At 57.8% G+C, this 26,167-nt stretch carries 20 protein-coding genes; 12 read left to right on the forward strand and 8 right to left on the reverse strand.

Annotated features, from left to right (window positions below; genetic code table 11):
* The first annotated feature begins 33 nt into the window (after positions 1-33).
* From N018_RS07810 to N018_RS07830, 5 genes are all read left to right on the forward strand, one after another.
* Positions 34-1,332, forward strand: a complete 1,299-nt coding sequence (locus N018_RS07810) for a sialidase family protein (protein ID WP_024644633.1) — start codon at positions 34-36, stop codon at positions 1,330-1,332.
* Positions 1,329-1,949, forward strand: a complete 621-nt coding sequence (locus tag N018_RS07815) for a hypothetical protein (RefSeq protein WP_025389277.1) — start codon at positions 1,329-1,331, stop codon at positions 1,947-1,949. Before N018_RS07810 ends, N018_RS07815 begins: the two co-directional genes overlap by 4 nt.
* A gap of 10 nt (positions 1,950-1,959) precedes the next feature.
* Entirely contained in the window at positions 1,960-3,993 is a 2,034-nt protein-coding gene (locus N018_RS07820) for an LTA synthase family protein (RefSeq protein ID WP_025389278.1), read from the forward strand.
* Positions 3,994-4,341: 348 nt separating this feature from the next.
* A complete protein-coding gene (locus N018_RS07825) occupies positions 4,342-4,956 on the forward strand; it encodes a biliverdin-producing heme oxygenase (RefSeq protein WP_025389279.1) in 615 nt (204 codons plus the stop codon).
* Positions 4,953-7,190, forward strand: coding sequence for an ATP-binding protein (locus N018_RS07830; protein ID WP_024644629.1), 2,238 nt, complete (start codon positions 4,953-4,955; stop codon positions 7,188-7,190). Before N018_RS07825 ends, N018_RS07830 begins: the two co-directional genes overlap by 4 nt.
* Positions 7,191-7,237: 47 nt before the next feature.
* Here N018_RS07830 and N018_RS07835 read toward each other — a convergent pair whose 3' ends face one another.
* The 3 genes from N018_RS07835 to pobA all read right to left on the reverse strand — a co-directional run bounded on the left by N018_RS07835 (position 7,238) and on the right by pobA (position 13,131).
* The gene (locus N018_RS07835) at positions 7,238-7,990 is read right to left on the reverse strand and encodes a permease (protein ID WP_229631327.1); all 753 of its coding nucleotides are present in this window, start codon (positions 7,988-7,990) and stop codon (positions 7,238-7,240) included.
* 4 nt (positions 7,991-7,994) lie between these two features.
* Entirely contained in the window at positions 7,995-11,378 is a 3,384-nt protein-coding gene (locus tag N018_RS07840) for a toxin VasX (RefSeq protein WP_025389281.1), read from the reverse strand.
* Between the two features lie 568 nt (positions 11,379-11,946).
* Positions 11,947-13,131: a 4-hydroxybenzoate 3-monooxygenase gene (gene pobA, locus N018_RS07845; RefSeq protein WP_025389282.1), complete on the reverse strand. Its 1,185-nt coding sequence runs from the start codon at positions 13,129-13,131 to the stop codon at positions 11,947-11,949.
* A 151-nt stretch (positions 13,132-13,282) separates the two neighbouring features.
* On the opposite strand from pobA, the gene N018_RS07850 reads away from it, so the two are divergent.
* Positions 13,283-14,152, forward strand: a complete 870-nt coding sequence (locus tag N018_RS07850) for a helix-turn-helix domain-containing protein (protein ID WP_024643843.1) — start codon at positions 13,283-13,285, stop codon at positions 14,150-14,152.
* Positions 14,153-14,203: 51 nt separating this feature from the next.
* Here N018_RS07850 and ppnN read toward each other — a convergent pair whose 3' ends face one another.
* Positions 14,204-15,577: a nucleotide 5'-monophosphate nucleosidase PpnN gene (gene ppnN, locus N018_RS07855; protein WP_024643844.1), complete on the reverse strand. Its 1,374-nt coding sequence runs from the start codon at positions 15,575-15,577 to the stop codon at positions 14,204-14,206.
* A gap of 439 nt (positions 15,578-16,016) precedes the next feature.
* Here ppnN and N018_RS07860 point away from each other — a divergent pair, with 439 nt between their 5' ends.
* The 3 genes from N018_RS07860 to N018_RS07870 all read left to right on the forward strand — a co-directional run bounded on the left by N018_RS07860 (position 16,017) and on the right by N018_RS07870 (position 19,389).
* A complete protein-coding gene (locus tag N018_RS07860; protein ID WP_024643845.1) occupies positions 16,017-16,691 on the forward strand; it encodes a TIGR04211 family SH3 domain-containing protein in 675 nt (224 codons plus the stop codon).
* Between the two features lie 404 nt (positions 16,692-17,095).
* On the forward strand, positions 17,096-18,697 hold the full coding sequence (locus tag N018_RS07865) for a tetratricopeptide repeat-containing response regulator (protein ID WP_025389283.1): 1,602 nt from the start codon (positions 17,096-17,098) through the stop codon (positions 18,695-18,697).
* The gene (locus N018_RS07870; RefSeq protein WP_025389284.1) at positions 18,694-19,389 is read left to right on the forward strand and encodes a sensor histidine kinase; all 696 of its coding nucleotides are present in this window, start codon (positions 18,694-18,696) and stop codon (positions 19,387-19,389) included. Before N018_RS07865 ends, N018_RS07870 begins: the two co-directional genes overlap by 4 nt.
* 66 nt (positions 19,390-19,455) lie before the next feature.
* Here N018_RS07870 and N018_RS07875 read toward each other — a convergent pair whose 3' ends face one another.
* Complete coding sequence (locus tag N018_RS07875; protein ID WP_025389285.1) at positions 19,456-20,265, reverse strand: glycosyltransferase family 2 protein; 810 nt, start codon at positions 20,263-20,265, stop codon at positions 19,456-19,458.
* 246 nt (positions 20,266-20,511) lie between these two features.
* Between N018_RS07875 and N018_RS07880 the strand changes: the two genes are divergently transcribed.
* The 3 genes from N018_RS07880 (at position 20,512) to N018_RS07890 (ending at position 24,300) form a co-directional block, all read left to right on the forward strand.
* A complete protein-coding gene (locus tag N018_RS07880; protein ID WP_038401117.1) occupies positions 20,512-21,423 on the forward strand; it encodes a class I SAM-dependent methyltransferase in 912 nt (303 codons plus the stop codon).
* Between the two features lie 189 nt (positions 21,424-21,612).
* Positions 21,613-22,854 (forward strand): glutamine synthetase family protein, encoded by a 1,242-nt coding sequence (locus tag N018_RS07885; RefSeq protein ID WP_195757187.1) that lies wholly within the window; start codon positions 21,613-21,615, stop codon positions 22,852-22,854.
* A 54-nt stretch (positions 22,855-22,908) separates the two neighbouring features.
* Positions 22,909-24,300: an MFS transporter gene (locus N018_RS07890; RefSeq protein ID WP_025389288.1), complete on the forward strand. Its 1,392-nt coding sequence runs from the start codon at positions 22,909-22,911 to the stop codon at positions 24,298-24,300.
* Between the two features lie 67 nt (positions 24,301-24,367).
* Here N018_RS07890 and N018_RS07895 read toward each other — a convergent pair whose 3' ends face one another.
* From N018_RS07895 to flgM, 3 genes are all read right to left on the reverse strand, one after another.
* Entirely contained in the window at positions 24,368-25,114 is a 747-nt protein-coding gene (locus tag N018_RS07895) for a flagellar brake protein (protein WP_024643850.1), read from the reverse strand.
* 81 nt (positions 25,115-25,195) lie between these two features.
* The gene (locus N018_RS07900; protein ID WP_024643851.1) at positions 25,196-25,663 is read right to left on the reverse strand and encodes a flagella synthesis protein FlgN; all 468 of its coding nucleotides are present in this window, start codon (positions 25,661-25,663) and stop codon (positions 25,196-25,198) included.
* Between the two features lie 49 nt (positions 25,664-25,712).
* Entirely contained in the window at positions 25,713-26,027 is a 315-nt protein-coding gene (gene flgM, locus N018_RS07905) for a flagellar biosynthesis anti-sigma factor FlgM (protein ID WP_024643852.1), read from the reverse strand.
* Positions 26,028-26,167: the final 140 nt, after the last annotated feature.

A 26,167-nucleotide genomic window follows, 5' to 3' on the forward strand; every position in this document is an offset into this window, starting at 1 on the left:
TATCCTTGTCCTTCATCACAGTGATGCCTCTTGATGCCTGTTATTTCCAAAAACCTGACTGCATGGAGCGCAGGCCTTATTGTGGTAGCGATTTTTCTCAGCGCATGGCTTAGCCATCCGTTGCACCGGATTTCCGGTTTTGCCGTGAGCCCAGCCCCCGCGGGCACTGAAAGCATTGCGCCCAAGGCGTCCTACAGTTCGCGTTTCGCCTCCTCCGATCTGGACGATTTCGTGCATTCGTCAGCCGTGACTGCGCTGCCCGGCGGCGACCTGATGGCGGTGTGGTTTGCCGGTTCCCGCGAAGGCGCGGGAGACGTCGAAATCCGCACCTCGCGATTCGATGCGCGTATTGAGGAATGGGGCGGCGAGCAGGTGCTGGCGACCCGTGAATCGACCCAGACCGGCACCGGCAAGTACATCCGCAAGTTGGGCAATCCGGTGATAGCGCTGGCTCCGGATAACCGGTTGTGGCTGTTCTACGTCTCGGTGTCGGTGGGCGGCTGGGCCGGCAGCTCGGTCAACGCCATGGTCTCCAGTGATATGGGTGCCAGCTGGTCGCCGCCGCGTCAATTGGTGACGTCGCCGTTTCTGAACATCAGCACACTGGTCCGTGGCGCGCCGGTGTTTCATGCCGACGGCTCGATCGGCCTGCCGGTGTATCACGAGTTTCTGGGCAAATTCGCCGAATACCTTTACCTGAGCGCGAACGGCGAGGTGATCGACAAATTTCGCATCAGCCGCGGCAAGAACTCCCTGCAGCCAACCGTTGTTCCGCTGGACGAACAGCGCGGTGTGGCGCTGTTGCGTTATGCCGGTGAAACCTTCCATCGGGTACTGGCCAGCCGCACCGAAGACGGCGGGCAAACCTGGAGCGAACCGTATCCGCTGACGCCGAGCAACCCCAACTCATCGCTGGCGGCGGTCGGCGTGCCGGGCAAAGGTATGCTGGTGGCGCTCAATGACCTGCGCGAGGGCCGCTTCAAACTCAGCCTGTACAGCACCGATGAGCAGATGAAGGTCTGGCGGCCGCTGCCTGATCTGGACAAGTCGCCCGATCCGCTGGGCACCCCGTTCTCTCTGGAAGCCTACAAGGAGGTCATCGGCGAAGGTTTTCGTGCTTCCAGCGGTGCACTTCGCCAGCCGATGGAAGCGGAGTTTTTGAGCAATCTTGATCAGCGCGTCTGCTCATCGGAGGGCTGTGATTTCGAGTACGAATATCCGTATTTCATCCGTAGCCCGGACGGCCTGTATCACCTGGTCTATTCCTGGAATAACACGTTCATCAAACATGTCAGCTTCAATGAGGCCTGGCTGGCGGAGCAGCTTTTATGATCGCGTTGGGATTGGCTCATCTGGCGTTTGCCTGGGCACTGTTTGTGTTGTTGGCACCGCTGACTTCATCGTTGTGGTGGCGCTGCGGCCTGCTGACGGCGACGTCGCTGTTGAGCGTTGCCTCAATCGACGGCCTGTCGATGGCTGCCTATGCTCGCAGCCTCACCGATGATCTGGCGATCAGCAGCCTGGTACTGCTGGGCTGGCTGACCCTGCAACGGCTGGGCGTTGTTAAACCGGTGGCTGCTTCGCCGCACCTGAGCGTGCTACTGGTCTTTGCCGCGCTGGCCCTGGCGCTGTACCCGGCAACGCTCGGCCTGACCTATTTCGATCCCTACCGCTGGGGCTATAACCCGCGGCCGATGATCATCATTGTCGCGCTCATCGCGCTCGGGCTGATCTGTCTGCGTAATACGCTGGGCGTGGTGATGCTGACTGGCGCGACGCTGGCGTTCACGTTCAGGCTCAAACCTTCGGAAAACTATTGGGACTACCTGGTTGACCCGCTGCTTGCGCTGTATTGCTGCGGCGCTTTGCTGAGTCTGGCTGTCCGTTTTGTTTATCGCCGCATGACTGCGCAGCGCCGTTCGGCTGCCCTGTCTGCCGGCAACGTATAGAGGAACAAGAATGAGTGGGTTGCAATCTCGACGGCTGCGCTATTGGCTGGGTGCCGTCATGTTGGTGTTCCTGTTGTCGGCGTTGCTGAGGGCGGTGTTTTTTTACGGGTTTTCCGGCATCGAGCCGGGCATGTTGCTGACTCACGGCGAAGTAGCCGAAACGCTCGGTATCGGCCTGCGCTTCGACCTGCGTCTGGCGCTGCTGATTCTGTTGCCGGTTGCGGTGCTGCTCTGGCTGCCGGGCTGGAACCTGATCAGCGTGCCAGCTTTACGCTGGCTGTCACGAAGTTATCTGATTCTCGCGCTGGCGATTCTGACGATGATTCATATCGTTGATTTCGGCCATTACGCCTACCTCGGGGTCAGGCTCAATGCCAGCGTGATGCGTTATCTGGACGATGCGCAGATTTCCCGCGACATGCTCTGGCAGACTTATCCGGTGCTGTGGATCACGGCCGGTTGGCTGCTGACCGTCGCTGCTCTGGGCTGGGCATTGCTGCGCCTTGAACGTGTCACGCTGGATCGCGACGCCAGACCGATCAGGCGCGTGTCGGTGGTGTGGGTATCGGCAGTGATGGTCTGCGCGACTTTTTTCGGGCTGCTGGGCCGGGTCGAAAACCTCAATCTGGAAAACCCGGTGCCGTTGCGCTGGAGCGATGCGTTTTTCTCCGGCAACAGTCAGGTCGCGGCATTGGGGCTCAACCCGGCGCTGTTTTTGTACGACACGCTCAAGGTTTCCCAATCGCACTTCGATGAAGCCCAGGTGCGCGAGCATTACGCGTTGGTTGCGCACTATTTGGGGGTTCACGAGCCCGACGCGCAAGCACTGACTTTCAAGCGTCAGCAGCTTGTGCAACCTTACCGGCTGCCGGGCGAGCGGCCGCCGAACGTTATGTTCGTGATGCTCGAATCGCTGGGCACCAGTGCGGTCGGGGCTTATGGCAACCCGCTCAACCCGACGCCGAACCTGGATCATCTGGCGACTCAAAGCTGGTTCTTCAAGCATTTCTATGTGCCGGTCACCGGCACTGCGAAAACTGTCTGGGCCAGCATCACTGGGGTGCCCGACGTGACGCGTCAGGAAACGGCGACGCGTCATCCACTGCTCACTCGGCAAAACACGATCATCAATGACTTCAAGGGCTACGAGAAGCTGTACATGATTGGTGGCAATTCAGGGTGGGCCAACATGAACGCGTTGATCCGCCGCAGCATCGACGACGTGCGCCTGTACGACGAGCGCGACTGGAAGTCGCCGCAGGTGGACGTATGGGGCGTTTCCGACCTGGACCTGTTCAAGGAGAGCGACCGTATCCTGCGTGCGTTGCCAGCCGACAAACCGTTTTTTGCCTACGTCCAGACTGCGGGTAATCACCGGCCCTTTACCATTCCCAAAGACAACGACGGCTTTCAGGTCAGCGAAAAGACCATCGAGCAAGTTCAGGCAGCGGGGTCGCGCAGTGTCGAGCAGTACAATGCCGTGCGCCTGCTGGACTTCAATATCGGGCGTTTGATAGAGCTGGCCAAGGCGGGTGGTTATTACGAGAACACCATTTTCGTGCTGTTCGGCGATCACAACACGCGCATCAGCCAGATTCCGCACATGGCGCCAGCCTTCGAGCAACTGGGCCTTGAGAGCAACAACGTACCGCTGCTGATTCATGCGCCCGGTCTGCTCGGAACACGCGTGATCGAGGAAGCGGTCGGCCTGGCGGACTTGCTGCCGACCCTGGCGGGCATGGCCGGGATGCCATTCACCAGTGGCACGATGGGCCGTGACATCCAGCAGCCAGCACCTGAAGGCGAGCGCGTTGTGCCGCTGGTATTGCGCGAGGGCACCTTTCCGCTCATCGGCGGCGTCACGCGCGATTACTTATTGCAAATGGAGCACGATGGCAGCTCGCCGACCTTGCACGATCTGGCATCGCCCACGCCGCTGGACAACGTCGCCGAGCAGAACCCGCAAGAGTTCGAGCGCCTGCGGGACCTGACCCGCGGCCTGCATGAGACGTCGCGATTAATGCTGTACCAGAATGTGCGCTAAGCCCGATCAGTAAGACCTGTCAGCGGTCACGACACCTACCAACGGTCGCCCCATGGGCATGGACAGTGGCCGACTTGGGCGCTAATGATGTTAAAGTGCCCAAAATCTGATCTACGATAAGCCGCTGCGCGTATAGCGCGCAGTTTTCGCCTATCGTGTCTCTGGAAGACGAATCGGCAGGCGACGCAAAAAGCCGGTCCTCATGATTAGCTGTTTGCCCTGCGCATCTTTCGTTTTTCATCGTTTGTGTGGGAAAAACCTGTCAGCTTGTGCGCCGAGTCTGTATTTTGCTGCGTGTTTTCGCTCGAATGCGTTTTCCATCTATCGCACACTCAAGAGCCTTCCTGGATGCCGGCAAGTTTTTCATGCGTTCCCCCGTTGAAGTTGCTGGATGCACTTCGCGCTGAAACGAATCAGTTACACGTTCGACTTGAAAAACGCATGCCGTTTTTTTCATCCGCAATGGACAGCGCTCTTTATCTTCGCCTGCTTAAGGCTTATTACGGCTTTCATGCACCGCTTGAAGCGGCTTTGCATGCCAGTGGCTTGATACCTGTTGCGCTTGAACCGCATGATCGGATCAAGGTGCCGATGCTGGTCAGGGATTTGCGCGCGCTGGGCATGTCTGAAGACGACATCGGGCAACTTCCGGGTTGTCCCCGGCTGCCCGTGGTCGACTCTCCGGGTGCCTGCCTGGGTGTCATGTATGTACTGGAAGGTGCGACACTGGGCGGACAGGTATTGCGACGCGAAATGCACAAGCGTCTGGGTGTTGATGAACAAAGCGGTGCCGCTTTCCTCGATGTATACGGCAGCGCGACCGGACCGCGCTGGAAGGCGTTTCTGGTTTATCTGGATACGGCGCCGAGAGATACTGTTTTTGCTGATGCTGCGACACATGCAGCGCACTCCACATTTGCATGTTTCGAGCACTGGCTCGACGGTCAAGAGGTACTGTTATGAGCCAACTCGACAATGACTCTTTTGAAGTCCTTTTGGTCAATTGCGCAGATGAGCCTATCCAGACTCCCGGTGCCATCCAGCCGCATGGCGTGCTGTTCACGCTGACAGAGCCCGAGCTGACGGTATTGCAGGTCAGTGCCAACGTGCAGCACCTGCTGGGCCTGTCGCCCGAAGAGGTGCTGGGGCAGACACTGGACTGCATTCTCGGCGCTGGCTGGGCCGACGTTATCAAAAGTACCAGTGCCCATGACTCTTTCATCGACGCGCCGCGTCTGTTGATGTCGGTCAATGGTGTCGAGTTCGAAGCCTTGCTGCACCGCCATCAGGGTGTGCTGGTTCTGGAGCTTGAGATTCAGGACAAGGTCGCGCAATCGATCAGTTATTCCGAGCGTACCGGCAACATGGGGCGTATGTTGCGTCAGTTGCATGCGGCGAGTGATCTGCAGACGCTGTATGAAGTCAGTGTCCGCGAGATCCAGAAGATGACCGGTTACGACCGGGTACTGATCTATCGTTTTGAAGAAGAAGGCCACGGTCAGGTGATTGCTGAGTCGTCTGCGCCGTCCATGGAACTGTTCAACGGCCTGTTCTTCCCCGCATCGGATATTCCCGAGCAGGCGCGTGAGCTGTACCGCCGCAACTGGCTGCGCATCATTCCGAACGCCGATTACACCCCGGTGCCCCTGGTGCCGCAATTGCGCCCGGACACTCACCAGCAACTCGACCTGAGCTTCTCGACGCTGCGCAGTGTTTCGCCGATTCACTGCCAGTACATGAAAAACATGGGCGTCCTCTCTTCAATGAGCGTGTCGTTGATTCAGGGCGGCAAATTGTGGGGGCTGATCAGTTGCGGGCACCGCACGCCGCTGTACGTTTCTCACGAGTTGCGCAGCGCCTGCCAGGCGATTGGTCAGGTGTTGTCGTTGCAGATCAGCGCGATGGAAGCACTGGAGATCAGTCGCCAGCGTGAGGCAAAGGTCCTGGCGCTCAAGCAACTGCATCACGCTATGGCCGAGTCCGAAGACAACGTGTTCGACGGCCTGGCGCAGCAGCCACAATTGCTGATGGACCTGGTGGGTGCTACCGGCGTCGCGATCATCGAGGACCGTCAGACACTTTGCTTCGGCAACTGCCCTGAGCCTGCCGATATACGGGCGCTGCATGCCTGGATGATGGCAAGTGGCGAACCGGTATATGCCAGTCATCATCTTTCCAGTGTTTTCCCGCCTGCCGAGGCCTATCAGCCGATCGCCAGCGGTGTGCTGGCAATGAGTTTGCCCAAGCCTGTGGACAACGGCGTGATCTGGTTTCGTCCCGAGGTCAAGGAAAGTGTCCGCTGGAGCGGGGATCCGAACAAACCATTGGATCTGGAGAGCTCGGAACATGGCTTGCGCCTGCGTCCGCGTACTTCGTTCGAAATCTGGAAGGTCGAAATGACCGGCATTGCGACGCAGTGGAGTCACGGCGACGTATATGCCGCCAATGACTTGCGTCGCTCTGCACTGGAAAATGACCTGGCCCGCCAGGTACGCAGAGAGCAACAGGCCGTTCGCGCGCGTGACGAACTGGTGGCTGTCGTCTCACATGACCTGCGTAACCCGATGACGGTTATTTCCATGCTGTGCGGGATGATGCAAAAGTCGTTCAGCTCCGACGGTCCGCATACGTCACGGCGTATTTCCACAGCCATCGATACCATGCAGCAGGCTGCCAGCCGCATGAACGTGCTGCTCGAAGACCTGCTCGACACCTCGAAGATCGAAGCCGGACGCTACACCATCACACCACAGCCGCTGGAAGTCAGCCAGATCTTCGAAGAGGCCTACACCTTGCTCGCGCCGTTGGCGATGGACAAATCCATCGAGATGTCCTTCAGCGCCGAGCCGGATATCAAGGTCAATGCCGACCCGGAGCGTCTGTTCCAGGTGCTGTCCAACCTGATCGGCAACGCCATCAAGTTCACCCCTAAACTGGGCAAGATTGGCGTGGCGGCGATGTCCAACGGCAGCGAAATCGTGTTCACGGTGCGCGACTCCGGCGAGGGGATTCTCCCCGAGCAGTTGCCGCACATCTTTGAGCGTTACTGGACCGTCAAGGAAGGCAACCCGACCGGCACCGGCCTGGGCCTGTACATCTCGCAAGGCATCATCAAAGCCCACGGCGGTGAACTGTCGGCTCACAGTCAGTTGGGGCAGGGCAGCGAATTCCGCTTTACGGTGCCGATGGCGCATTGATTGCTTTCTCGGGCTTGAGGGTGTTTTTCACTCAAGCCCGAGTAGCATCAGCCCTGATGCCAGTTAGTGGCATTTTCAGTGTATTCAGCAGTGGCTGGCAGTACCTCGCGCAGGAACGCGAGGTATTTGCTCATTAATTCTTTGCTGGGAAAGCGGGCGGCGAACCCTGTCGTCACGTCGGTGCAGTGGATGATGACCATCAGGCGTTTGTGATCGACCGTGACGAAGTTGTGTTCGTGCCAGGGGCGGGTCTGCCGGTGATGGATCGGGTTTTCCCAGTTCAGCAGCTTGACGGCGGTGATAAAAGCCATCGCCACCGGGCCGATCAGGAACAGCAATGAGCCGGTGATCAGGGCGACAAGAACGAATATTATGATGACGAACAGGGCAATGCCTTTAAACAGGCCGGACGCGAAGTTGGGGTAGTGGAGGTAGTATTCGACAGAGGCTCGGTCGGTTTTGATGGCGTAGTGGTAGATGGTTTTCTGGCGGATGAGCAGGCTTACGAAATAGGCATAATTTCCCGCAAAAACCAGTATAAGTATGACTGCCCAATATGGTTTCTGAATGAATGCATCCCACCATATCCAGACATTGAACAGAAACATGGCTATATACCCGATTCCTAAAAGTAGCTGCATTCGCATGATTTCTCTATTATGAAATGCGATGGTTTTAATTTTCCAGTTCAGGATGTTTCTGCCTGTTGAGGGATGTATCGCCGTTTCCGGCTCTACCAAGTTAACGTGGTTTTCTGTAGTTATGGCTTTCTGCTGGGGTGCTGATTGATCTATTGTCATATTATTATTCCGCAATTTCGAGCGTCAAGAAGCCCGCTCGACTTGATGCCTTCACTTCGAGATCAGTTGCTGTCAAACCATCGATAGATGTACTTCCTTGAGCGCCTAACTCCATCTGGAATAGATAGCCATTATCTTCTTCGCCAGGATTTATGAGGTTTTGTGGATACCAAATTTGAAGCTCCAAGTAAGATGCGTCTTGTTTTAATGGGACCCAAGTTTCCCAAATAACATCCTCGTTCTCGGGTGGCATCCGTGGGAACGTGAAGTCTTCATTGGCTTTTTCTATGCGCTTTCCGGTCAAAGACCCAAACTGACTGGTATTTCTGAGCTGCCCCCGATCCAGAAAATCTTCATGTATTGAGTTTTCAATTTTTTCTACGGGCATCAGGCCCCAAGGGCGCTTGCTGCTGATAACGTTGAAGTGCACAGAAGAGCCCCGGATGGCGCTCGGTAGGCGGAGTTGTATACCGACACCATTTTGTACGGCTACGCTCATGTAATCGCCCTTACCGAGGTATCGATCTTCATAATGCACGGTGCTTTTCACATGGAGTTGTGGGCCCAGCTGTATCTCTAATAAGCCGCGAATCTCGTCGTTCTGCCCTTGCGCGGTTTCTGGATAGCGGTGTTGAGGTGCTCGGGACCAGCAGGATTTGCGTAGCCACCAGCCGACGCTATCTTGTTTCAAGTAATTCAATGCCATGGTTGCGAAAAGATAGATTGCACCTGTAACGAGGAGGGCAACGCTAAACCAAGGGCTCATGACGAAGATAGTCAGCCTGCTCACAGGAGAAGTGCCTACCAGCAATTGAGCGAGTGAACCTAAGCCCATCGCAGCGGTAGCAAATCCTTTTGTCATGGTCGCATTTTTTTCTGCTGAAGTTTTCAGCTTGCTCCAGTCATCGTGAATGTCGACTACTTCCAACGTGGCCGCCGCTACCCCAAACGCCCCCATCGCCACCATCGAGCCTCTGAATCCGCGTATCGCATCACCCCAAACTGCATTGCCCCGTGCTTTCCAATAAGCCGCTGATTGGTCAAGAATGCCGATGTCATATCCGCCAATCACAAGTGGCTTTGCCGTACTGATAATCGCCCAAGGCGCTTCAACAAACACCGCCATCAACAGGTTAAAGCTATACCCCAACCCGTAAGTGACCTTGCCAATGTCCTTCAGACTGAAATCCCCATCTTTCGTCAGGTCCCGATAGGTGAGGGCGGTATTGATGAAGTTGGCCATGATCACGCCCCAGGTGATCGAGCCCGCGATACCGCCCAGCTTGTCGATCCAGCGTTTGGCGTGGGCGAGCCAGTCCTTGGTAATGGCTTTGCCGGTCTGGAAGTACTGGCGAATTTCGTCCTGCAACTGCTTCGCATATTCTTTGTTCTGAAAGTCGAGCAGGGCGGGCATGCTCAGTTCATGCAGACGAAGTCTTTCCCTCAGGGCATTCAGGTGGTTGGCGGTGCTTTTGCGGGTGTTGTAGGCGGTCGGGTAGAGCCAGCTGCGGCGAGTGTCGCTGATCTGTTTGTTAAGCACCTGCCACTCACGTATCCACTGTTTGAGCCTGGTGAAGACCTGTTGATTGATCGCGATACGTGTCGGCGAATCAAGCAGGACCTGACCGATCAACAGCGTGCGAATCAGGGCAACGATGTTCTGCTTTTTGCCAATTGCGTGGCGGCTGTCGATAGGCACCCACGCCAGCAGGATACTTTCAAGTGTCGCCTTGCCTGCGCCGCTGGCCAGGTCGCCGAGTGCTTTGAAGGTGTCTTGAACCGGTTGCTTCAGTGCCTTCATCCACGGTTTGTCGGCAAAGCCCTGATGATTGAGCGCGCCATTGAGCTCGCCGATGCGCGTGGCCAGGTTAGTCACGTCACCAAGGCCGTTGAGCAGTGCATTGGCTTCGTGATGCAGGGCGTCTTTGAGCGCGGGCGAGAAGCCATAGCGCAAGGTGCCAAACAGGCTGCTGGTGTTGGCTTCCTGTTCGGCAAGCCAGGCGCTGGCTGCGTTGTCCTGCGCGTAGATGATCTGCAGATTGAGCAGGATCATTTGCAGGTACAGCAGGGTGTTCGGGTGGGTGGTGTCAATGAACAGCTTGAGTGGTTCCGTGCCCAGGTATGTTGACCACTGGCGGAAATCGCTCTGCGTGTCACGCACCTGTTGCAGCAGCTTTTCGCCGGCCGGCAGATGCTGCAGGAGGTACTGACGCGCACCGGTGAAATCGACTTCGCGCCGCCATTTATGGCGATCCTTCCAGACTTGCGCGTCCTGTTCGGAAGGTGCGCTACCATAACGCGCTTCAATGGATTTGCGCATGTCTAAACTTTTGAACATGTCCGGCAGCACCAGAAAGTCTCCGGGCACCGAGCTGCTGTTGATCTGCGCCTCTTCAATGATGCATTGATCAAACCAGGCCTCGACGTCGCTCAGGTACTGGTGCGTTCCAGCCGCATCACCGCGTACCGATGCGGGCAGTTTCTCCGGTTCGCTTTCAGCGCCACACAGCGTGGTAACGGTCTGGGCGATCTGAATCTTGTGTTCGTGTTCGGCTTGCCAGTTGCGGTATGCCGCCTGATCGGCGGCCAGTTGCATGCCCAGGTCATTGAAAACGGCCAACGGGTCGTCAAGGGCGATGAGCAGCGAGCTGTCCTTGTCGTCCACGCTGCCCAGCCAGAAAACGTCAGCGCCGACCGGCGAAAACAACGATGTGGCCTCGTCGCTGGATGGCGAACGGGCAGTGGGAATCGCCGAATCTGCAAAACGGCCGTCGTCAATAACGTTGCCTTTGTCGACATCCGCCACGGCCTCTGCGATGTGGTTTAGCGGCAGGGTGTCCGGCTCGGCCATGGTGATGCAGTAGCGGGGCAGGTCCAGCGCTTTCATCCATAACGCGCGACTCGGCGGGTTGGAGCGCATGTGCTCGCAAATACGCCATGTCCACTGGAGCGGCGAAAAGGCGATGTGCAGCCGGTTGCTGCGCGGGTAGAGCAGAAACGGTTTGCCGTCAGTGCCACCGCTTCGCTGATCGCTGCCCACCTGCGCGTCGCTCCAGACGATTTTGCTCAGATGGCCGTCAGCGGCAGACACTGCGTATTCATGCAGGGTTCCGGCTGTTTCGTCGAAGACGTAAACGTAGCCGTCGTACAGTTGGCGCAAGGTGTAACTGCGCGTTTTCAACGTCGGCAGGCTGGCCCATTTACCGTCTTTGGGCAGCGGTTTCAATTGTTTGGGATCAGCATCATAGCGCGAGCGATCCAGCGCATAGCGCACCGGCACGATAGCGATGCTCGGGCCCTTGAAGGGGCACAGGCTGGTCGCCGTAGCCGGAGTCTTGTCGAAGCATGCTGCACGTCGTTGTTGGCGCGTGCCGTTTTTATCGGTCATACGAGGCGTTCTCTCCACAGAAGCGGGCCACTTCGCCCACTACAGAAAGCGCTGCATTCCAAGATATGTGCCGTTAATTTTTTTATTGTTTAAAAACAAAAGGATAGGAATATCTGGCAGAGGATTTCGACTGATTTTCAGCCAGGAATCGCGAAATAGCGCGCAGGTTTATGCGCATGTGCGCAAACCTGTCCTTATCTGCTGGAGAGCTTGAACTGCATGCCTTGGTCCGTTTTACCCGGCTATTTGATGTGCAGAATTTTGCGCATCACCCTTCAGACACTTCTCGCTCACCCCTGCCTGAGAATGCTTTGGGTGATGCTCCGCACAAATCTGCATCGCGGCGCATATTAATGAGCGGACGCAGAGCGTCCAGAAATGTATGCCAACGCGGAGCATTGGCACGAGAGTCATCAGGCAGACTCCTCTCGTTCCTCACGCTCCGGCGTGGGAATACCTTGGGTGACGCTCCGCGTCACAAATCTGCGTCGCGGCGTCTGCTCAAGTGCGGACGCAGAGCGTCCAGAAATATATGCCAACGCGGAGCATTGGCACGAGAGTTGTCTGGCTACTCAATCGCCTCATACGGCAACCCCACATAATTCTCGGCAATCGTCCTGCGCCCGGCCTCCGAGCCTACGTAGTAGTCCAGCTCGGTCTGCTGAATGCGCTGGCTGAACGCGTCGGTATCGGGGAAGTTGTGCAGCACCGACGTCATCCACCAGGAGAAACGTTCGGCTTTCCATACCCGGCGCAGGCAGATTTGCGAGTACTTTTCCAGCAGGTCGGTGCGGCCTTCGCGGTAGACCTTGAGCAGGATCCGGTACAGCGTGCTGACGTCGCTGGCCGCCAGGTTCAAGCCTTTGGCGCCGGTGGGCGGGACGATGTGCGCGGCGTCGCCCAGCAAGAACAGGCGGCCATACTGCATGGGCTCCACTACAAAGCTGCGCAGCGGCGCAATGCTTTTCTCGATAGACGGGCCAGTCACCAGGCGCTCTGCCAGATGCTCGGGCAGGCGGGATTTAAGTTCGCTCCAGAAGCGTTCATCCGACCAGTCTTCGACGTTCTCGTCGGCGCTGACCTGCACGTAATAACGGGTGCGAACCGCCGAACGCATGCTGCACAGGGCAAAGCCGCGCGGGTGGTTGGCGTAGACCAGTTCTTCATTGACTGGTGGCGTGTCGGCCAACACGCCAAGCCATCCGAAAGGATAGATGCGCTCGAATACTTTGAGTGCTTCGGCTGGAATGGATTGCCGGGAAACACCGTGAAAACCGTCGCAGCCCGCAACGTAGTCGCAGTCCAGGCGCACGGTCTCGCCATCTTTCATGAACGTCAGGTAAGGATGGTCAGTTTTCAGGTCGTGGGCTTCGACGTCTGAAGCGTCATACACCGTCATCGCGCCGCTGAGGGCGCGCGCTTTCATGAGGTCGCGGGTCACTTCGGTCTGTCCGTAGACCATCACCGTTTTGCCATCGGCCAGGTGTTTCAGGTCGATGCGCTCGCAGCGTCCGTCGAATGCCAGCTCGAAACCATCGTGAATCAGGCCCTCGGCATCCATACGTTCACTCACGCCGGCTTCACGCAACAGGTCGACCATGCCTTGCTCCAGCACGCCTGCACGAATACGCGAGAGGATGTAGTCGGGGTCCTTGCGTTCGACGATGATGTTGTCGATGCCAGCGCGCTGCAGCAGTTGCCCCAGCAATAGTCCTGAGGGGCCTGAGCCGATAATGGCGACTTGGGTTTTCATGAGTATTGTCCTGTCTGGTGATCCCTGCCGGCCGTGACCCGCGGGATGCAATTGTTTTTGTCTCCTGCATTTTTAATGGATGGTGTCGGGATAAGAAGGCAATATCCGGTTAATTATCTGGACTTTTCGAGGGTTCAGTGGGGAGGACGGCATGGCCAGGTCTGCCATTACAGCAATACCGGTGTTCAAGCTTTACGGCGAAACCACCGCGTGGCCGACGCCGGATCTGATTCATTGCGAGTCGATTCCGGAACGCAGCAAGGTTCACGAGTGGGAGATCAAACCGCATCGGCATGGCGATCTGGTCCAGTTGCTGTATGTGCAATCGGGCAAGGCGATGCTGAAAGTCGAGGACATGGTCCGCGAAGTTGAAACGCCTTCGCTGCAGGTGGTCCCGGCGTTGAGCGTACATACCTTCAGGTTTGCCGAAGACATTCAGGGGCACATTCTCAGCCTGGCGCGGCCGTTGGTGGAACAGCTTGAGACGGCGCTCGACAGTTCGGCGATGAGTACAGCACGTTGCTATGAGCTTGGGCCAGACAGCCATTACGTCGACACGTTGTTCAGCGCCATCGCTCGCGAATACCGACAGCCCGAAGCAGGTCGCGATCTGATGCTGCATTCGTTGATCAATGTGCTGGTGGTCTGGCTGAGTCGGCGTAGCCGCGAGCACGCCGGTGAAGAAATTCATACGCTGGACCGCGGGCGTGAGCATTTACAGGTGTTCATGCATCAACTGGAGACGAGCTTTCGCGAGCATTGGTCCATTGAGCAGCATGCACAGGCGATGGGGCTCAGTGCGGCTCATCTGAATGCGCTGTGTCGGCGCCTGTGCAACCAGTCGGCGTTGCAGATCATCAGCCAGCGGCTGCTGCTGGAGGCCAAGCGCAATCTGATTTACACCACCATGACCATCAATCAGGTGTCCGACAGCCTGGGGTTTTCCGAACCGGCCTATTTTTCGCGCTTCTTCAAACGCGCCACCGGCCAGTCGCCTAGCGCGTTTCGCCAACAAAAATAAAAACGGGGCGCTCAAGAGCGCCCCGTTCGCTTGCCTGATGACGCTGTGGCGTCAGGCCACAACCTGGTAGCACGGCACATAGTCCGCGCCACCCGGCAGTTTCATGCGGTGCTGATCGACAAACGCCTGTAACAGTTTGTCCAGCGGGCCCATGATCGAAGGGTCACCCTGGATCTGATAGGGACCGTGTTGTTCGATCAGGCGAATGCCCTTGTCCTTGACGTTGCCCGCGACAATGCCGGAAAACGCCCGACGCAGGTTGGCCGCCAGCTCGTGCGTCGGCACGTCATGGTTGAGTTGCAGTTTCGCCATGTTCTCGTGGGTCGGATCGAAAGGGTGCTGGAAGCTTTCTTCGATCTTCAGCAGCCAGTTGAAGTGAAACGCATCGTTGCGCTCGCGGCGGAACTGCTTCACCTCTTTCAGGCCCTGAGTCATCTGCCGGGCAACATCTGCCGGGTTGTCGATGATGATCTGGTAGTGACGCTGCGCCTCTGCACCCAGCGTGGCCCCGACGAACTCATGCAACTGTTGCAGGTACGGCTCGGTGTTTTTCGGGCCGGTCAGGATCACCGGGAATGGCACATCCTTGTTGTCCGGATGCATCAGGATACCCAGCAGGTACAGGAATTCTTCGGCAGTGCCTGCGCCACCCGGGAAGATGATGATGCCGTGACCGACACGCACGAAGGCTTCAAGACGTTTTTCGATGTCCGGCAGGATCACCAGCTCGTTGACGATCGGGTTCGGTGCCTCGGCAGCGATGATGCCCGGCTCGGTCAGGCCCAGGTAGCGACCGCCGACGATGCGCTGCTTGGCGTGGGCGATGGTGGCGCCTTTCATCGGGCCTTTCATGACGCCGGGGCCGCAACCGGTGCAGATGTCCAGGCTGCGCAAGCCGAGTTCGTGGCCGACCTTCTTGGTGTATTTGTATTCTTCGGTATTGATCGAGTGACCGCCCCAGCACACCACCATCTTCGGCTCGACGCCAGCACGCAGGGTGCGGGCGTTGCGCAGCAGGTGGAACACGTAATCGGTGATGCCCTGGGAATTGCTCAGGTCGATGCGCTGGCTGTCCAGTTCGCTTTCGGTGTAGACGATGTCGCGCAAGGCGCTGAACAGCATCTCGCGAGTGCTGGCGATCATTTCCCCATCGACGAAAGCGTCGGCCGGAGCGTTGAGCAGCTCCAGGCGCACGCCGCGATCCTGCTGATGGATGCGCACTTCAAAGCTTTCGTACGCTTCAAGAATGGTCTTGGCGTTATCGACATGGGCGCCGGTATTGAGAATGGCCAGGGCGCACTGGCGAAACAGGGTGTAGGTACTGCCTGAACCTGCAGCGCTGAGTTGCTGCACTTCGCGTTGGGACAGGGTTTCAAGGCTGCCCTTCGGGCTTACGGTGGCGTTAATCACTTGTCTTGGGAGCATTCTATTTTCCATTAGAGCGATGCAGTCGAGCATCAGGATGGTGGGTGTCCGGGACACTCACGCCTGTCAGACCTTTTCTACAGCACTTGGACGGGAAAGCAAACGTTGCGCAGTGCAAGGCCCTGATTTGCGGCAGCAAACGTCGCGCCAGCGCCGAATTCGTTTGAAAGCAGGGACTTGCTCACCGCGACCGTGCGGCTGAATTTTGACGCTCACACAAGCCGATAGTGAACCTGACCCGGTTCGAGGAGTCTGTTAGCTGATGGTTTTTTCTGGACGGCCTGCAAAAAAGGGAATCGATGCGCTTTCAAGTGCGTGTCATTGGCAGACAATCCGTCCGGGCAGGAGTTGCAAGAACCTTTGATCGCCTGTCCTCCCATCGTTAGCCGGCCCGTTCAACGAGGCTTTATTTTCATTCCGGATAAAGATAATTATCGCCATGTCTCGTCATCTTTCTGCACTTCCTTCTCGTGCCCCTGGCCTGTTCTCCACGTCGCGTCGTTTGCTGGGAGCTGGCCTGTTCGGTGCTGTGCTGACCGTGATCGTTCCTGGCAATGCTCAGGCGGCGAACAACGAGCGTTGGGTCAGCGACAGTCTCACCACTTATGTGCGCAGCGGGCCGACGGATGACCATCGCATCGTCGGTACGCTGAAATCCGGGCAGAAGGTCGAGTTGCTCACCTCCTCGGGCAAGTTCAGCCAGGTGCGCGGCGAAGGCGGCGCGACGGTGTGGATTCCGAGCAGTGACCTGCAAGAGGTTCCTGGCCAGGCTGAGCGTGTGCCGCAACTGACTCAGCAGGTCGCCGAGCTGACCGAGCAACTGGCAGGCATCGACAACACCTGGAAGACCCGCGTGCAAGGCATGCAGGAAACCCTGGACGCGCGCAAGAAGCTGGTCGACGAGCTGGAAGCCCGAACCAAGACCCTGAATGATCAATTGGCCGACTCTCAGGCCGAATTGCGTGCTACCCAGGCGCGCCTCGGTGACGAGAACAAGCAAGTGATGATGCGTTACATGGTTTATGGCGGCAGCATTGCCGGTGCAGGCCTGTTGGTCGGCCTGATCCTTCCGGCACTGACCAAGGGCCGCAAGAAGAACGACGGCTGGGTGTAACCCGCTGTTTGAAGCATGCCGACGCCCTGTGTCGGCATGCTGTCCGTAACGTTCCCTGTCGCATCACGGGCGGCTTCAATCGTCAGCCTGCTCTCCGCAACGCCTTCCTTGATTCCCGCAAAAATTCCCGCAAATTCGATCCAGCTCGCAAAACAAGCGCTTAATCGCCATGCCGAAGAGGTGCGAAGTGCAGGTTCGCCCTATAGTTTCTGCCGGCATGGTCGAAAAACTGAGTGTCGCCGTAAACCTCAACCGGTCACTCGGGGTGGCGATGGCAAGCTGTGCCTGAGCATCAGTCAGCTATCAGTTATCAAGCATGTCCTGAAAACGGGCTGCTGAGCCGGGTCCGGTTAGCTCTCGGGCTGTGGGTCTCGTATTTTTACTTCTCCTGTGCAGGAATCCGGATGCTGGCGTACAACCAAAAAAGCTTTCTTATCGTTGATGACTTTTCTGACTTTCGCAGTTCAGTCAGGTCGATGCTGCGTGAACTGGGCGTCAAGGAAGTGGATACCGCCGACACCGGTGAAGAGGCTTTGCGCATGTGCGCGCAAAAGCGTTACGACTTCGTGTTGCATGACTTCAACCTTGGCGACGGTCGCAAGAATGGTCAGCAGGTGCTGGAAGACCTGATGGTCGAGCGGCTGTTGAGCCATGAAAGTGTCTTCATCATGGTCACCGCCGAAAACAGTCAGGCCATGGTCATGAGTGCGCTGGAATGGGAGCCGGACGGCTACCTGACCAAGCCGTTCAACCGTGCCGGTCTGGCTCAGCGTCTGGAAAAACTGGTGCAGCGCAAGACGCTGCTCAAACCGATTCTGCAGGCGCTCGACCGTCGTAACCCGGCTGAGGTACTGGCCGCCTGCAACGCATTGATCGAGCAGGACCCGCGTTACGCGCCACTGTGCCTGCGCCACAAGGCCGAGGCCTTGCGTGACCTGAAACAGAACGAGCCGCTGGAAGCTTTCCTCAAGAGCATTCTGGCCGACCGAGCCACGCCCTGGGCCTACGGCGCACTGGGCAGCCTGTTGCTCAAGCGCGGTAAGGCCGCCGAGGCGCAGGCTGTCTACGAGCAGGCGATCAAGGCGTTTCCGATCATGCCTGCGCTGTTCGACGGGCTAGCTGATGTGCTGGTGGCCCTCGGCGATGCCAAGCGGGCGCAGACGGTGCTGGAAAGCGCGGTGCGGCTGTCGCCGCTGGCGGTTCGACGGCAGAGGCTGCTGGGCAAGCTGGCGCTGGGCAACGAAGACTTCGAAAGTGCCTCCAAGGCCTATCGTCAGGCGGTTTCACAGGGGCAGCATTCGCGCTTCAAGGACCCCGAGACCAATCTGGGGCTGGCGCATGCCTTGATCAGCAAGGGCGGCGAGCAGGGGCTTGATGCGCGGACCCGGGTCGAGGTCAACAACGCCTTGGGTGATGTCGCCAAGGAACACAGTAACGACGAAGGCCTGCAAGTGCGTACGCGCTTGATGAAGGCCTCCAGTCTGCAACACTCGGACCCGGAAGCGGCCGCCAAGCTTACCGAGCAGGCGATGGCCCGGCTGGACGGAACGGAGCTGTTTCTCAGCGCCGAAGCCTCTTTGATGGTGGCAGCCCAGCTCAAGCAGTTGGGCCAGGAAGAGGCGGGCGCTGGTGTCTTGAAAAACTGTGCAGAAGTCTACGGCGATGATCCTGCGGTGATGAAAAGCGTCGCCAGCATGACCGACGATCCTGCGATCCTGGGTGCCAATAAAGCGGCCAGCGATCTCAACCTGCAAGGCGTGCGCAGTTACAAGGCGGGCAACCTGACCGAGGCACAGGGGTTTTTCCGCAGTGCGCTGGCGTTGCAGCCGAGGAATCTCAGTATCGCGCTCAACATGGCGCAGTCGCTGCTCCACCCCGGTCAGAGCCTGGGACAGGCAGGTCTGGACGAGTGCCGGGCCAGCCTGACCATGGTCGGCAAGATTCCGGACAGCGACCCGCGTTTCGAGCGTTACCAAAAACTCAGGGAGAGGGCGTTTGGCGCATGAGTGAAGAGAGGGAGCTGGGGCTCGATTTTTCCATGGTGATCGCCTCCACCGTGCACGACATGAAGAACTCATTGGCGACGCTGACCCAGGCGCACAGTGAGTGGCTGGCTAAGCTTTCCGCGCAGCAACTCGACACGCCCGAACATGGCGTTATCGAATACGAGTTCGCCAACCTGAACGGCATGCTGGTGCAGTTGCTGGGCCTGTACAAACTCGGCGTCAATCAGATGCCGTTACGCCCGGATTACCACGAGCTGGATGATTTCATCGAAGCGCAACTGGCTCATCACCAGGACGTGCTGAGTAGCCGTGGCATTGCGGCTCGGTATGCCATTGATGTTGTGAGCCCGTTGGGCTTCTTCGACCGTGAGCTGGTGGGATCGGTGGTGGGTAACATCATCGTCAACGCGACCGGTTTTGCCCGCGAGCAGATCTTCGTCGGCGTGTCCGATGAGGACGGCCAACTGAAGATCACCGTCAACGACGACGGCCCCGGTTACCCGGCCTACCTGATCGAGCAACAGACGGATTATGTGCTGGGGATCAATCAGGGGAGCGGCAGCACCGGGCTGGGCCTTTATTTTGCTTCGCACATTGCGCGGTTGCATGTGCGCAATGGCTTGCAGGGACGCATCGAGATCGCCAATGGTGGCGTTCTGGGTGGCGCCCTGTTCAGCATGACGCTGCCCTGAACCTGGAGCTTGCCAGCACGCGTCCTGCGCAATCACCTGGAGGGATTGCCGGACGAGCGCTATTACTCAGAGATTCAGCCCGAAACTCTGTTTGATGCTGTTGAGGCTGTCCATCAGTTCCTGATTGGAGGCGAGCGGGTGTTTGACCGGCTCACAGCCGTGCTTGAGCTTGAAGTGTTCGATGGCGTCGAGAACGTTTTGCTTGTGCAGGTTGCTGGACGAAATGGTCGACTGTTCGTAGCTCCAGGGCTCGTCTCCCAGATACCGCTCTGAATGGTCGATATCGGCAAAGAACCAGAACGGCGGGTGCATGTTCTGGTTGATGATGGCCAGGGTGTGATCAACGTGTTCAAAAGCGTTGTTATACGTCTCATCCATCAGTCCGGCTGCTTCGAGGCTGCGTCTGGAATAGTAGGAAAACGCCCCGACGCAATGTCGATACAACGGCAGGTTGATGCCGTTGCCATAATCAATCTTGCACACCGCATTGGCTTCGCCGTCAGGCGTTTTGTTCATCAGCCCGTGCTGGCTGTAATTCAGATGCTGAATGCCGGTCAGGGTCGACGTCAGGATATAAAGCTCGAAGACTTCCGGGCTCTTGATGTAGATATCGTCTTCGATCAGAAACAGATGTTCGCAACCAGCGTCCAGCAGCAGTGAGAGCGCCCTGTTCTTGGATTTGCCTACGCCGAGGTTGCTTTCATTGTTGAACAAGACATCGCTGTCGTAGGCGGAGTGTTCGGGGTACGCGTCGCCGTCATTGATGATGACGATGCTGTCGATGAGGTCGGCGGGCAGTGAGTCGTAAAGTTTTCTCAGCAGGGCGGGGCGGTTATACGTGACGATTCCGCAGCCAACCTTTTGACCATTGATCATGGTGATCCTCTGTCTTTCTGTGGCCTGAGCGTGATTTTTGGTGGCTAGCGTCAGCAATGGCCGGGTAAGTTGGGCACCTGGCTGACGTAAATCATCGTGCATTCACACTGGATCCAGATGTTTAGCAATATCTGCGCCAATGGCCAGTCGCAGGCTTGCGCATGGCAGGCGATAGTTAAAGTTCTGTCTGGTATCGCCGATATTTCAGGCAGGTTTATCCAGATAACGACGAGCGACGGGGGAGCAATGCAGTTAGCCAAGAAGTACTGCCAGGGGCAAGGTATCGAACTGGGTGCGGCAGCTCACAACGCATTCAACCTTGCCAGTTGCCTGAACGTTGCGCCCTGCGACGGCGTCGAGTTTTTGCACCCTCGTGATATGGAGGATTATCAGCAGTACTTTGTCGAGCAGATGAAGGTGTCGGGCGACGTTTCAAAAGTCGACATGCTCGGCGACTTTCAATGTATCCACACGCCAGATGCGTCAGTTGATTACCTCATCAGCTCGCACGTGATCGAGCATGTTCCCAATCTGTTTTCCGCCTACGTCGAAGCGCTCAGGGTGCTGAAGAACGGCGGTGTCTTCTTTTGCATCTTTCCCAAGCGCACGGCCGCCAAGACCGACCGCGCGCGTCGTCTGACGACGCTGGCGCAGATGATCGAGGATTATGAAAACAAGATAGACATGACCACCGTCACTGAGGGTGAATGGCGTGGTCATTATCAGGTGTTTTCCTTGCAGAGCATGATCCGCGCCGTCAATCACGTTAATTCCTCAGGCTTGGGCTGCTGGTACATCGAGTGCGTCGAAGAGACGGATTCGAAGGTAGGCAACGGCCACACCATCGTACTGCGCAAGGTAGAGGGGCTGTCGGCCGGGAAATGGCAGGATGTCGCCGACTTCAATGCGCAGTTCAATCAGCTGTTGATGGCGGGCAAACTGGAAAACGCATTGACGCTGACCAAGATTTTGCTGTCGTTCAATTTTTTCGATGCCACCAAGCTGCATCTCGCCGGTGCCCTGAGTCGCCAGCTGGGTCACGTTGCCGAGGGCGTCGAATTTCTGCGCCAGGCCCTGGTGGTCGATCCGGAGAACGAGGACTACCGAAAGGAGTTCATCGAAGTGACCGGCGCACCGTTTCACAATCCGGTGCTCTGAAGCTGCAAGCAGAAGCCAGAAGACTCGCGCTTGCCACTTGAAGCTTGAAGCTTGAAGCTTGCAGCTTAACCACAAAGGATTGAACCCATGACTCGCAATGACCCCCATTCGCTGGCGCAGCAGTTGATGGGCATTGATGAAGTGGAGTGTGTGACCCCGGATTTGAACGGTGTGCCGCGCGGCAAGGTGATGACGGCCGAAGGTTTTCTCGAAGGGCGGCGCTTGCAGCTGGCGCGTGGCGTTTTGCTGCAATGCATCATGGGCGGCTACCCGCCGGCACGCTTCTATGGCAGTGATGACGGCGACCTGGCCCTGGTCAGCGACCCGCAGCAGATCCACCGCCTGCCCTGGAGCGAGCCGCCTCGTGCTCTGGCCATCTGTGATGCCATGGACCTGAGCGGCGAGCCGTGCAGGCTGTCCACCCGCAATCAGCTCAAGGCGGTGATTGCTCGCTACGCCGATCGTGGCCTGGCACCGGTTGTGGCCACAGAGCTCGAGTTTTTCGTCTTCGCTCCCAATCCTGATCCAATTTTCCCGTTCATGCCGCCGGTCGGGCTGGACGGGCGACGCGAAGCAGGGCAGTCGGCGTTCAGTATCAGCTCCAGCAATGGCTTGCGTCCGTTCTTCGCCGAGGTCTACATGTGCATGGCAGCACTGGGCCTGCCGCGTGACACGGTGATGCACGAGATGGGCGTCAGTCAGTTCGAGATCAACCTGCTGCATGGTGATCCTTTGCTGCTGGCCGACCAGACCTTTCTGTTCAAGCACCTGCTCAAAGAGGTGGCGCTCAAGCACGGTCTGATCGTGGTGTGCATGGCCAAACCGCTGGCAAGCACGGCGGGCAGTTCGATGCATATTCATCAGAGTGTGGTGGCAGCGGAGACCGGCCTTAATGTATTCAACGATGTGAACGGCAACGCCACTGCCACGTTCCGTCACTTCATCGGCGGCCAGCAGGCATGCATGGCAGACTTCACCGCGTTGTTCGCGCCTAATGTGAATTCCTATCAACGTCTGTTCCATCCTTACGCGTCACCCAACAATGCCTGCTGGTCCTACGACAATCGCGCAGCCGGGCTACGCATTCCGTCGAGTGCAGCGGCGGCCAGAAGGGTGGAGAATCGTTTGCCCGGCGCGGACGCCAACCCTTATCTGGCCATCGCTGCAAGTCTGGCGGCCGGGCTGTACGGTATTGAGCAGGGCCTGGAACCGACCGCGCCGATGCAGGGTGAAATCGAGGTGCCGGAAGAATTGTCACTTCCGTGTACCTTGCAGGCCGCTCTTGAGCGTCTGACAAGCAGTCAGTTGGCCAAGGAACTGTTTGGTCATGAATTCATCGAAGGCTACGTCGCGTCAAAGGCCCTGGAGCTGAGCAGTTTTTTTGACGAGATAACCCCCTGGGAACGGCGCGTTCTGGCGGCCCAGGTTTAAGAATCGCAGTGTCGGGCTCGCCCATTCGGGCGACTCCCTATTTTTGGAAAGTTGATGCGCCAAATCTGGAAGTCCTTTCGAGCGCTTTATTTTGCCTCGTTGATGATGTTGATCGGCTCGGGTCTGCTGAGCACTTATCTGGCCCTGCGCCTGGCGGCCGATCAGGTCGACAGCCTGTGGGTCGGTGCGTTGATGGCCGCGAACTATTTCGGTCTGGTCCTGGGCGGCAAGATCGGTCACCGCCTGATCGGCCGCGTCGGTCACATTCGCGCCTACGCCACCTGCGCCGGGATCGTCGGTGCGGCCGTGCTCGGGCACGGTCTGATCAGTTGGCTGCCGGCCTGGCTGGTGCTGCGGGTGATCGTCGGTCTGGGCATGATGTGCCAATACATGGTCATCGAGAGCTGGCTCAACGAGCAGGCCGAGGCCAAGCAGCGCGGCATGGTGTTCAGCGGCTACATGATTGCGTCCTATCTCGGCCTAGTGCTGGGGCAACTGGTGCTGGTGGTTCACCCGCAACTGGGCCCTGAGCTGCTGATGCTGGTGGCGCTGTGTTTTGCGTTGTGTCTGGTGCCCGTAGCCATGACTCGGGCCATTCACCCGGCACCTTTGCATCCTGCACCACTGGAACCGCGCTTTTTCATGAAGCGCGTTCCGCAATCGCTGACGGCGGTTCTGGGCGCCGGGCTGATCATTGGTTCGTTCTACGGTCTTGCGCCGGTCTACGCTGCCGAACAGGGGCTGTCCACCGAGCAGGTCGGTCTGTTCATGGGTTGCTGCATTCTTGCCGGTTTCCTCGTGCAATGGCCTCTGGGCCTGTTGTCGGACCGCTATGACCGCTCCGTGCTGATGCGGGTATTTGCGGCTGCACTGGTTGTCGCTTCACTGCCGCTGGCGGTGTTCCCCAGCGTGCCGGTCGAGGTGCTGTTCGGCGTCGGTTTCCTGGCCTCGCTGATGCAGTTCTGCCTCTACCCGCTGGCCGTGGCATTCGCCAATGACCACGTCGAGGCCGAGCGGCGTGTGTCGCTGACCGCGATGCTGCTCATGACCTACGGGATTGGCGCAAGCATTGGTCCGCTGGCTGCGGGTGTGGTCATGAAAGTTTTCGGCGGCCACATGCTGTATGTGTTTGTCTGCGGCGCTGCGGCGATTCTCGTGCTGTTGATCAGGCCAAAGGCCGTTACTCACCTGCATCAGGTGGAAAACGCTCCACTGCACCACGTGGCAATGCCGGACAGTATGTCCAGTTCGCCGTTGGTGGTGGCGCTCGACCCGCGTGTGGATGAGCAGGTGGTGCAGGACCAGATGCAGACGACCGTCGAGCCGGAAGTGGCCGCCGAAGAGCCCGGGCTTGAGCCTGAAGCTGAGGTCGCGGCTGATGCCGGGGTCGATGAGGAAAAGCCAGAGGAAGAGCGTGAGGGTGAGCGCGAGACCTGGAAGGCCTGAATGTAGCGGGAGGGAAGTGGATGATTGCGGCAGGGCTGCCGCAATCACCGGTCATGCGGTGTTGCTGTCAGAAATCGTCGTCTTTATCGAAGCGACGTGCCTCACGTTGCAACTGGTAGACAAACCGCTCGACCTGCCGCTGTACCAGCCCGCTCATGTTGTGAAAGCGTACGCCGGCAAAGGTGGTGTGAAAGCGCTCTTCGAAATACAGATGGCGCAGTTCGACGGGTGCGGTCATGGCGCCAAATGGCAATTTGGCTATAAACCGGTCGTAAACCTGGCCCAGTTGCATGCGGTCAGACACATCGCCCTCAAAGCGCAATTTGCAGCCGGTCGCGGAAATATCCAGCAATTTGCCGGTCAGCGTTGATTTCAGACGTTCGCCGCCGATCTCGACATCAACCAGCTGAGCCAGCTTGAGCGCTGCGCGAAACGCATTGCGACGCTGGTGATAAATAACTTCTTCAGGCATCGGGCCGCGGTACATGCGCTGGCCGTCAGCCTCGACAATGTCCATGTGCGCGGAGCTTTCCCAGGCGATACGTACGCCGTCGTGAAAACCTTCCACGCGATAGGGTTCGCCATTGCTGATGAAGCGTTCGCCATCACGGGGGATCATTTCGTCGAGCGCAATGCTGTTGCTGTCGCGGTCGACTTCGAGCAGATAGCTCTGGAAGCGCTGGGCGCGCTCATGGAAGGTAATGATCAAAGGATCATGACTGTCGACGAGCAGCCGCAGGTTTGCAGCAATTTCCAAAGGTGTATTAAGGACCTTCGGGGGCTGCGGAGCATCGTCCGCGCTTGAGCCATTCACGTTCTTGAATCTCCAGGCAAAATACTACAGCAACGCAATAACAGCATTCTGCCACTACGCGCAAAACCTTGATACAGGAAGTTACGCCTGACTCAGGGGGCGCGGCTTGGCTCTCAGGGCGGTCGATCCGCGACTGTCATAAAGCGTCGGCGTATCGCCGCCGTTGAGTATCCGAAGCTGATGAGCAGTGCTGATCTGTTGCAACTGGATAAGACTACCATTCTGATCATTCAGAATCTGGCACTCATTGATCAATGCACTCAGTTCATCACCGGACGTCAACAATTGCTCGCCGACTTCCGACTGGCTGGCCAGTTGCTGAAGACCGTCACGATTGGCTGGCAGCCCCATCCCCGCAAGGACCTGGCTGCGTTTGCGCCCATGCTGATCAAGAAGGATCACCAGCGCCTGCTTCTGCGCCAGTACCTGCTCCATCTCGCCCATGTCGCGGCCGTGAAGAATCAATGATTCGGCCTGCAACAGCTCGAGAAGCTGACGGGCAGCGACCATATCGTCGGTAATCATCTGCAGCAAAGTAGTGTCTTGCATCGCATGCTCTGGTTTTTAAGCGTCCAGAATATCCAGCGCGAGCCGTGGCTTAGCGTTGGGTTTCGAAATTCAACAGTTTGCTGGCAACACGGTTGCTGTCGACTTTATAGCTACCGTCTGCGATGGCCTGTTTGAGCTCGGCGACGCGTGCACTGTTGACGGTGGGCAAATCGTTCAGCTTGTCCGTGATTTTATGCAACTGTTGAGCCTCACTGCTCAAGGAAAACGTTTCCCCGGTGCTTTTGACGCCTGCGGTGACTGCAGGTGCCAGCGCATCGGTTTTGGCGGTGTCTTTACTGGGCCCGGTACGCGATGTACTGGCGGCAGGCTGTGAATTATTAAGGCGGCTAAAATCTATGACCATGATTGAAAAACCTCTGGGTGTTTGGACGCTTGCCTTGTTTTCGGCCAACCCCGATCAAACTTTAGGCTGATTGTGAGAAAGCTTCCCAATAGACGACATTTGCCGTCGGGCATTCCCCGCAGTCTAAAAAAAACACACCC

Source organism: Pseudomonas syringae CC1557 (assembly GCF_000452705.1).
GTDB lineage: Bacteria > Pseudomonadota > Gammaproteobacteria > Pseudomonadales > Pseudomonadaceae > Aquipseudomonas > Aquipseudomonas syringae_F.

Coding starts and splice junctions, on each gene's coding strand:
- N018_RS07810 (WP_024644633.1), top strand. CDS start 34: ATGCCTGTTATTTCCAAAAACCTGACTGCATGGAGCGCAGGCCTTATT.
- N018_RS07870 (WP_025389284.1), top strand. CDS start 18,694: ATGAGTGAAGAGAGGGAGCTGGGGCTCGATTTTTCCATGGTGATCGCC.
- N018_RS07885 (WP_195757187.1), top strand. CDS start 21,613: ATGACGGCCGAAGGTTTTCTCGAAGGGCGGCGCTTGCAGCTGGCGCGT.
- N018_RS07830 (WP_024644629.1), top strand. CDS start 4,953: ATGAGCCAACTCGACAATGACTCTTTTGAAGTCCTTTTGGTCAATTGC.
- N018_RS07840 (WP_025389281.1), bottom strand. CDS start 11,378: ATGACCGATAAAAACGGCACGCGCCAACAACGACGTGCAGCATGCTTC.
- N018_RS07820 (WP_025389278.1), top strand. CDS start 1,960: ATGAGTGGGTTGCAATCTCGACGGCTGCGCTATTGGCTGGGTGCCGTC.
- N018_RS07850 (WP_024643843.1), top strand. CDS start 13,283: ATGGCCAGGTCTGCCATTACAGCAATACCGGTGTTCAAGCTTTACGGC.
- N018_RS07880 (WP_038401117.1), top strand. CDS start 20,512: ATGCAGTTAGCCAAGAAGTACTGCCAGGGGCAAGGTATCGAACTGGGT.
- N018_RS07825 (WP_025389279.1), top strand. CDS start 4,342: ATGCCGGCAAGTTTTTCATGCGTTCCCCCGTTGAAGTTGCTGGATGCA.
- N018_RS07835 (WP_229631327.1), bottom strand. CDS start 7,990: ATGACAATAGATCAATCAGCACCCCAGCAGAAAGCCATAACTACAGAA.
- N018_RS07900 (WP_024643851.1), bottom strand. CDS start 25,663: ATGCAAGACACTACTTTGCTGCAGATGATTACCGACGATATGGTCGCT.
- flgM (WP_024643852.1), bottom strand. CDS start 26,027: ATGGTCATAGATTTTAGCCGCCTTAATAATTCACAGCCTGCCGCCAGT.
- N018_RS07890 (WP_025389288.1), top strand. CDS start 22,909: ATGCGCCAAATCTGGAAGTCCTTTCGAGCGCTTTATTTTGCCTCGTTG.
- N018_RS07865 (WP_025389283.1), top strand. CDS start 17,096: ATGCTGGCGTACAACCAAAAAAGCTTTCTTATCGTTGATGACTTTTCT.
- ppnN (WP_024643844.1), bottom strand. CDS start 15,577: ATGCTCCCAAGACAAGTGATTAACGCCACCGTAAGCCCGAAGGGCAGC.
- N018_RS07815 (WP_025389277.1), top strand. CDS start 1,329: ATGATCGCGTTGGGATTGGCTCATCTGGCGTTTGCCTGGGCACTGTTT.
- N018_RS07860 (WP_024643845.1), top strand. CDS start 16,017: ATGTCTCGTCATCTTTCTGCACTTCCTTCTCGTGCCCCTGGCCTGTTC.
- N018_RS07875 (WP_025389285.1), bottom strand. CDS start 20,265: ATGATCAATGGTCAAAAGGTTGGCTGCGGAATCGTCACGTATAACCGC.
- pobA (WP_025389282.1), bottom strand. CDS start 13,131: ATGAAAACCCAAGTCGCCATTATCGGCTCAGGCCCCTCAGGACTATTG.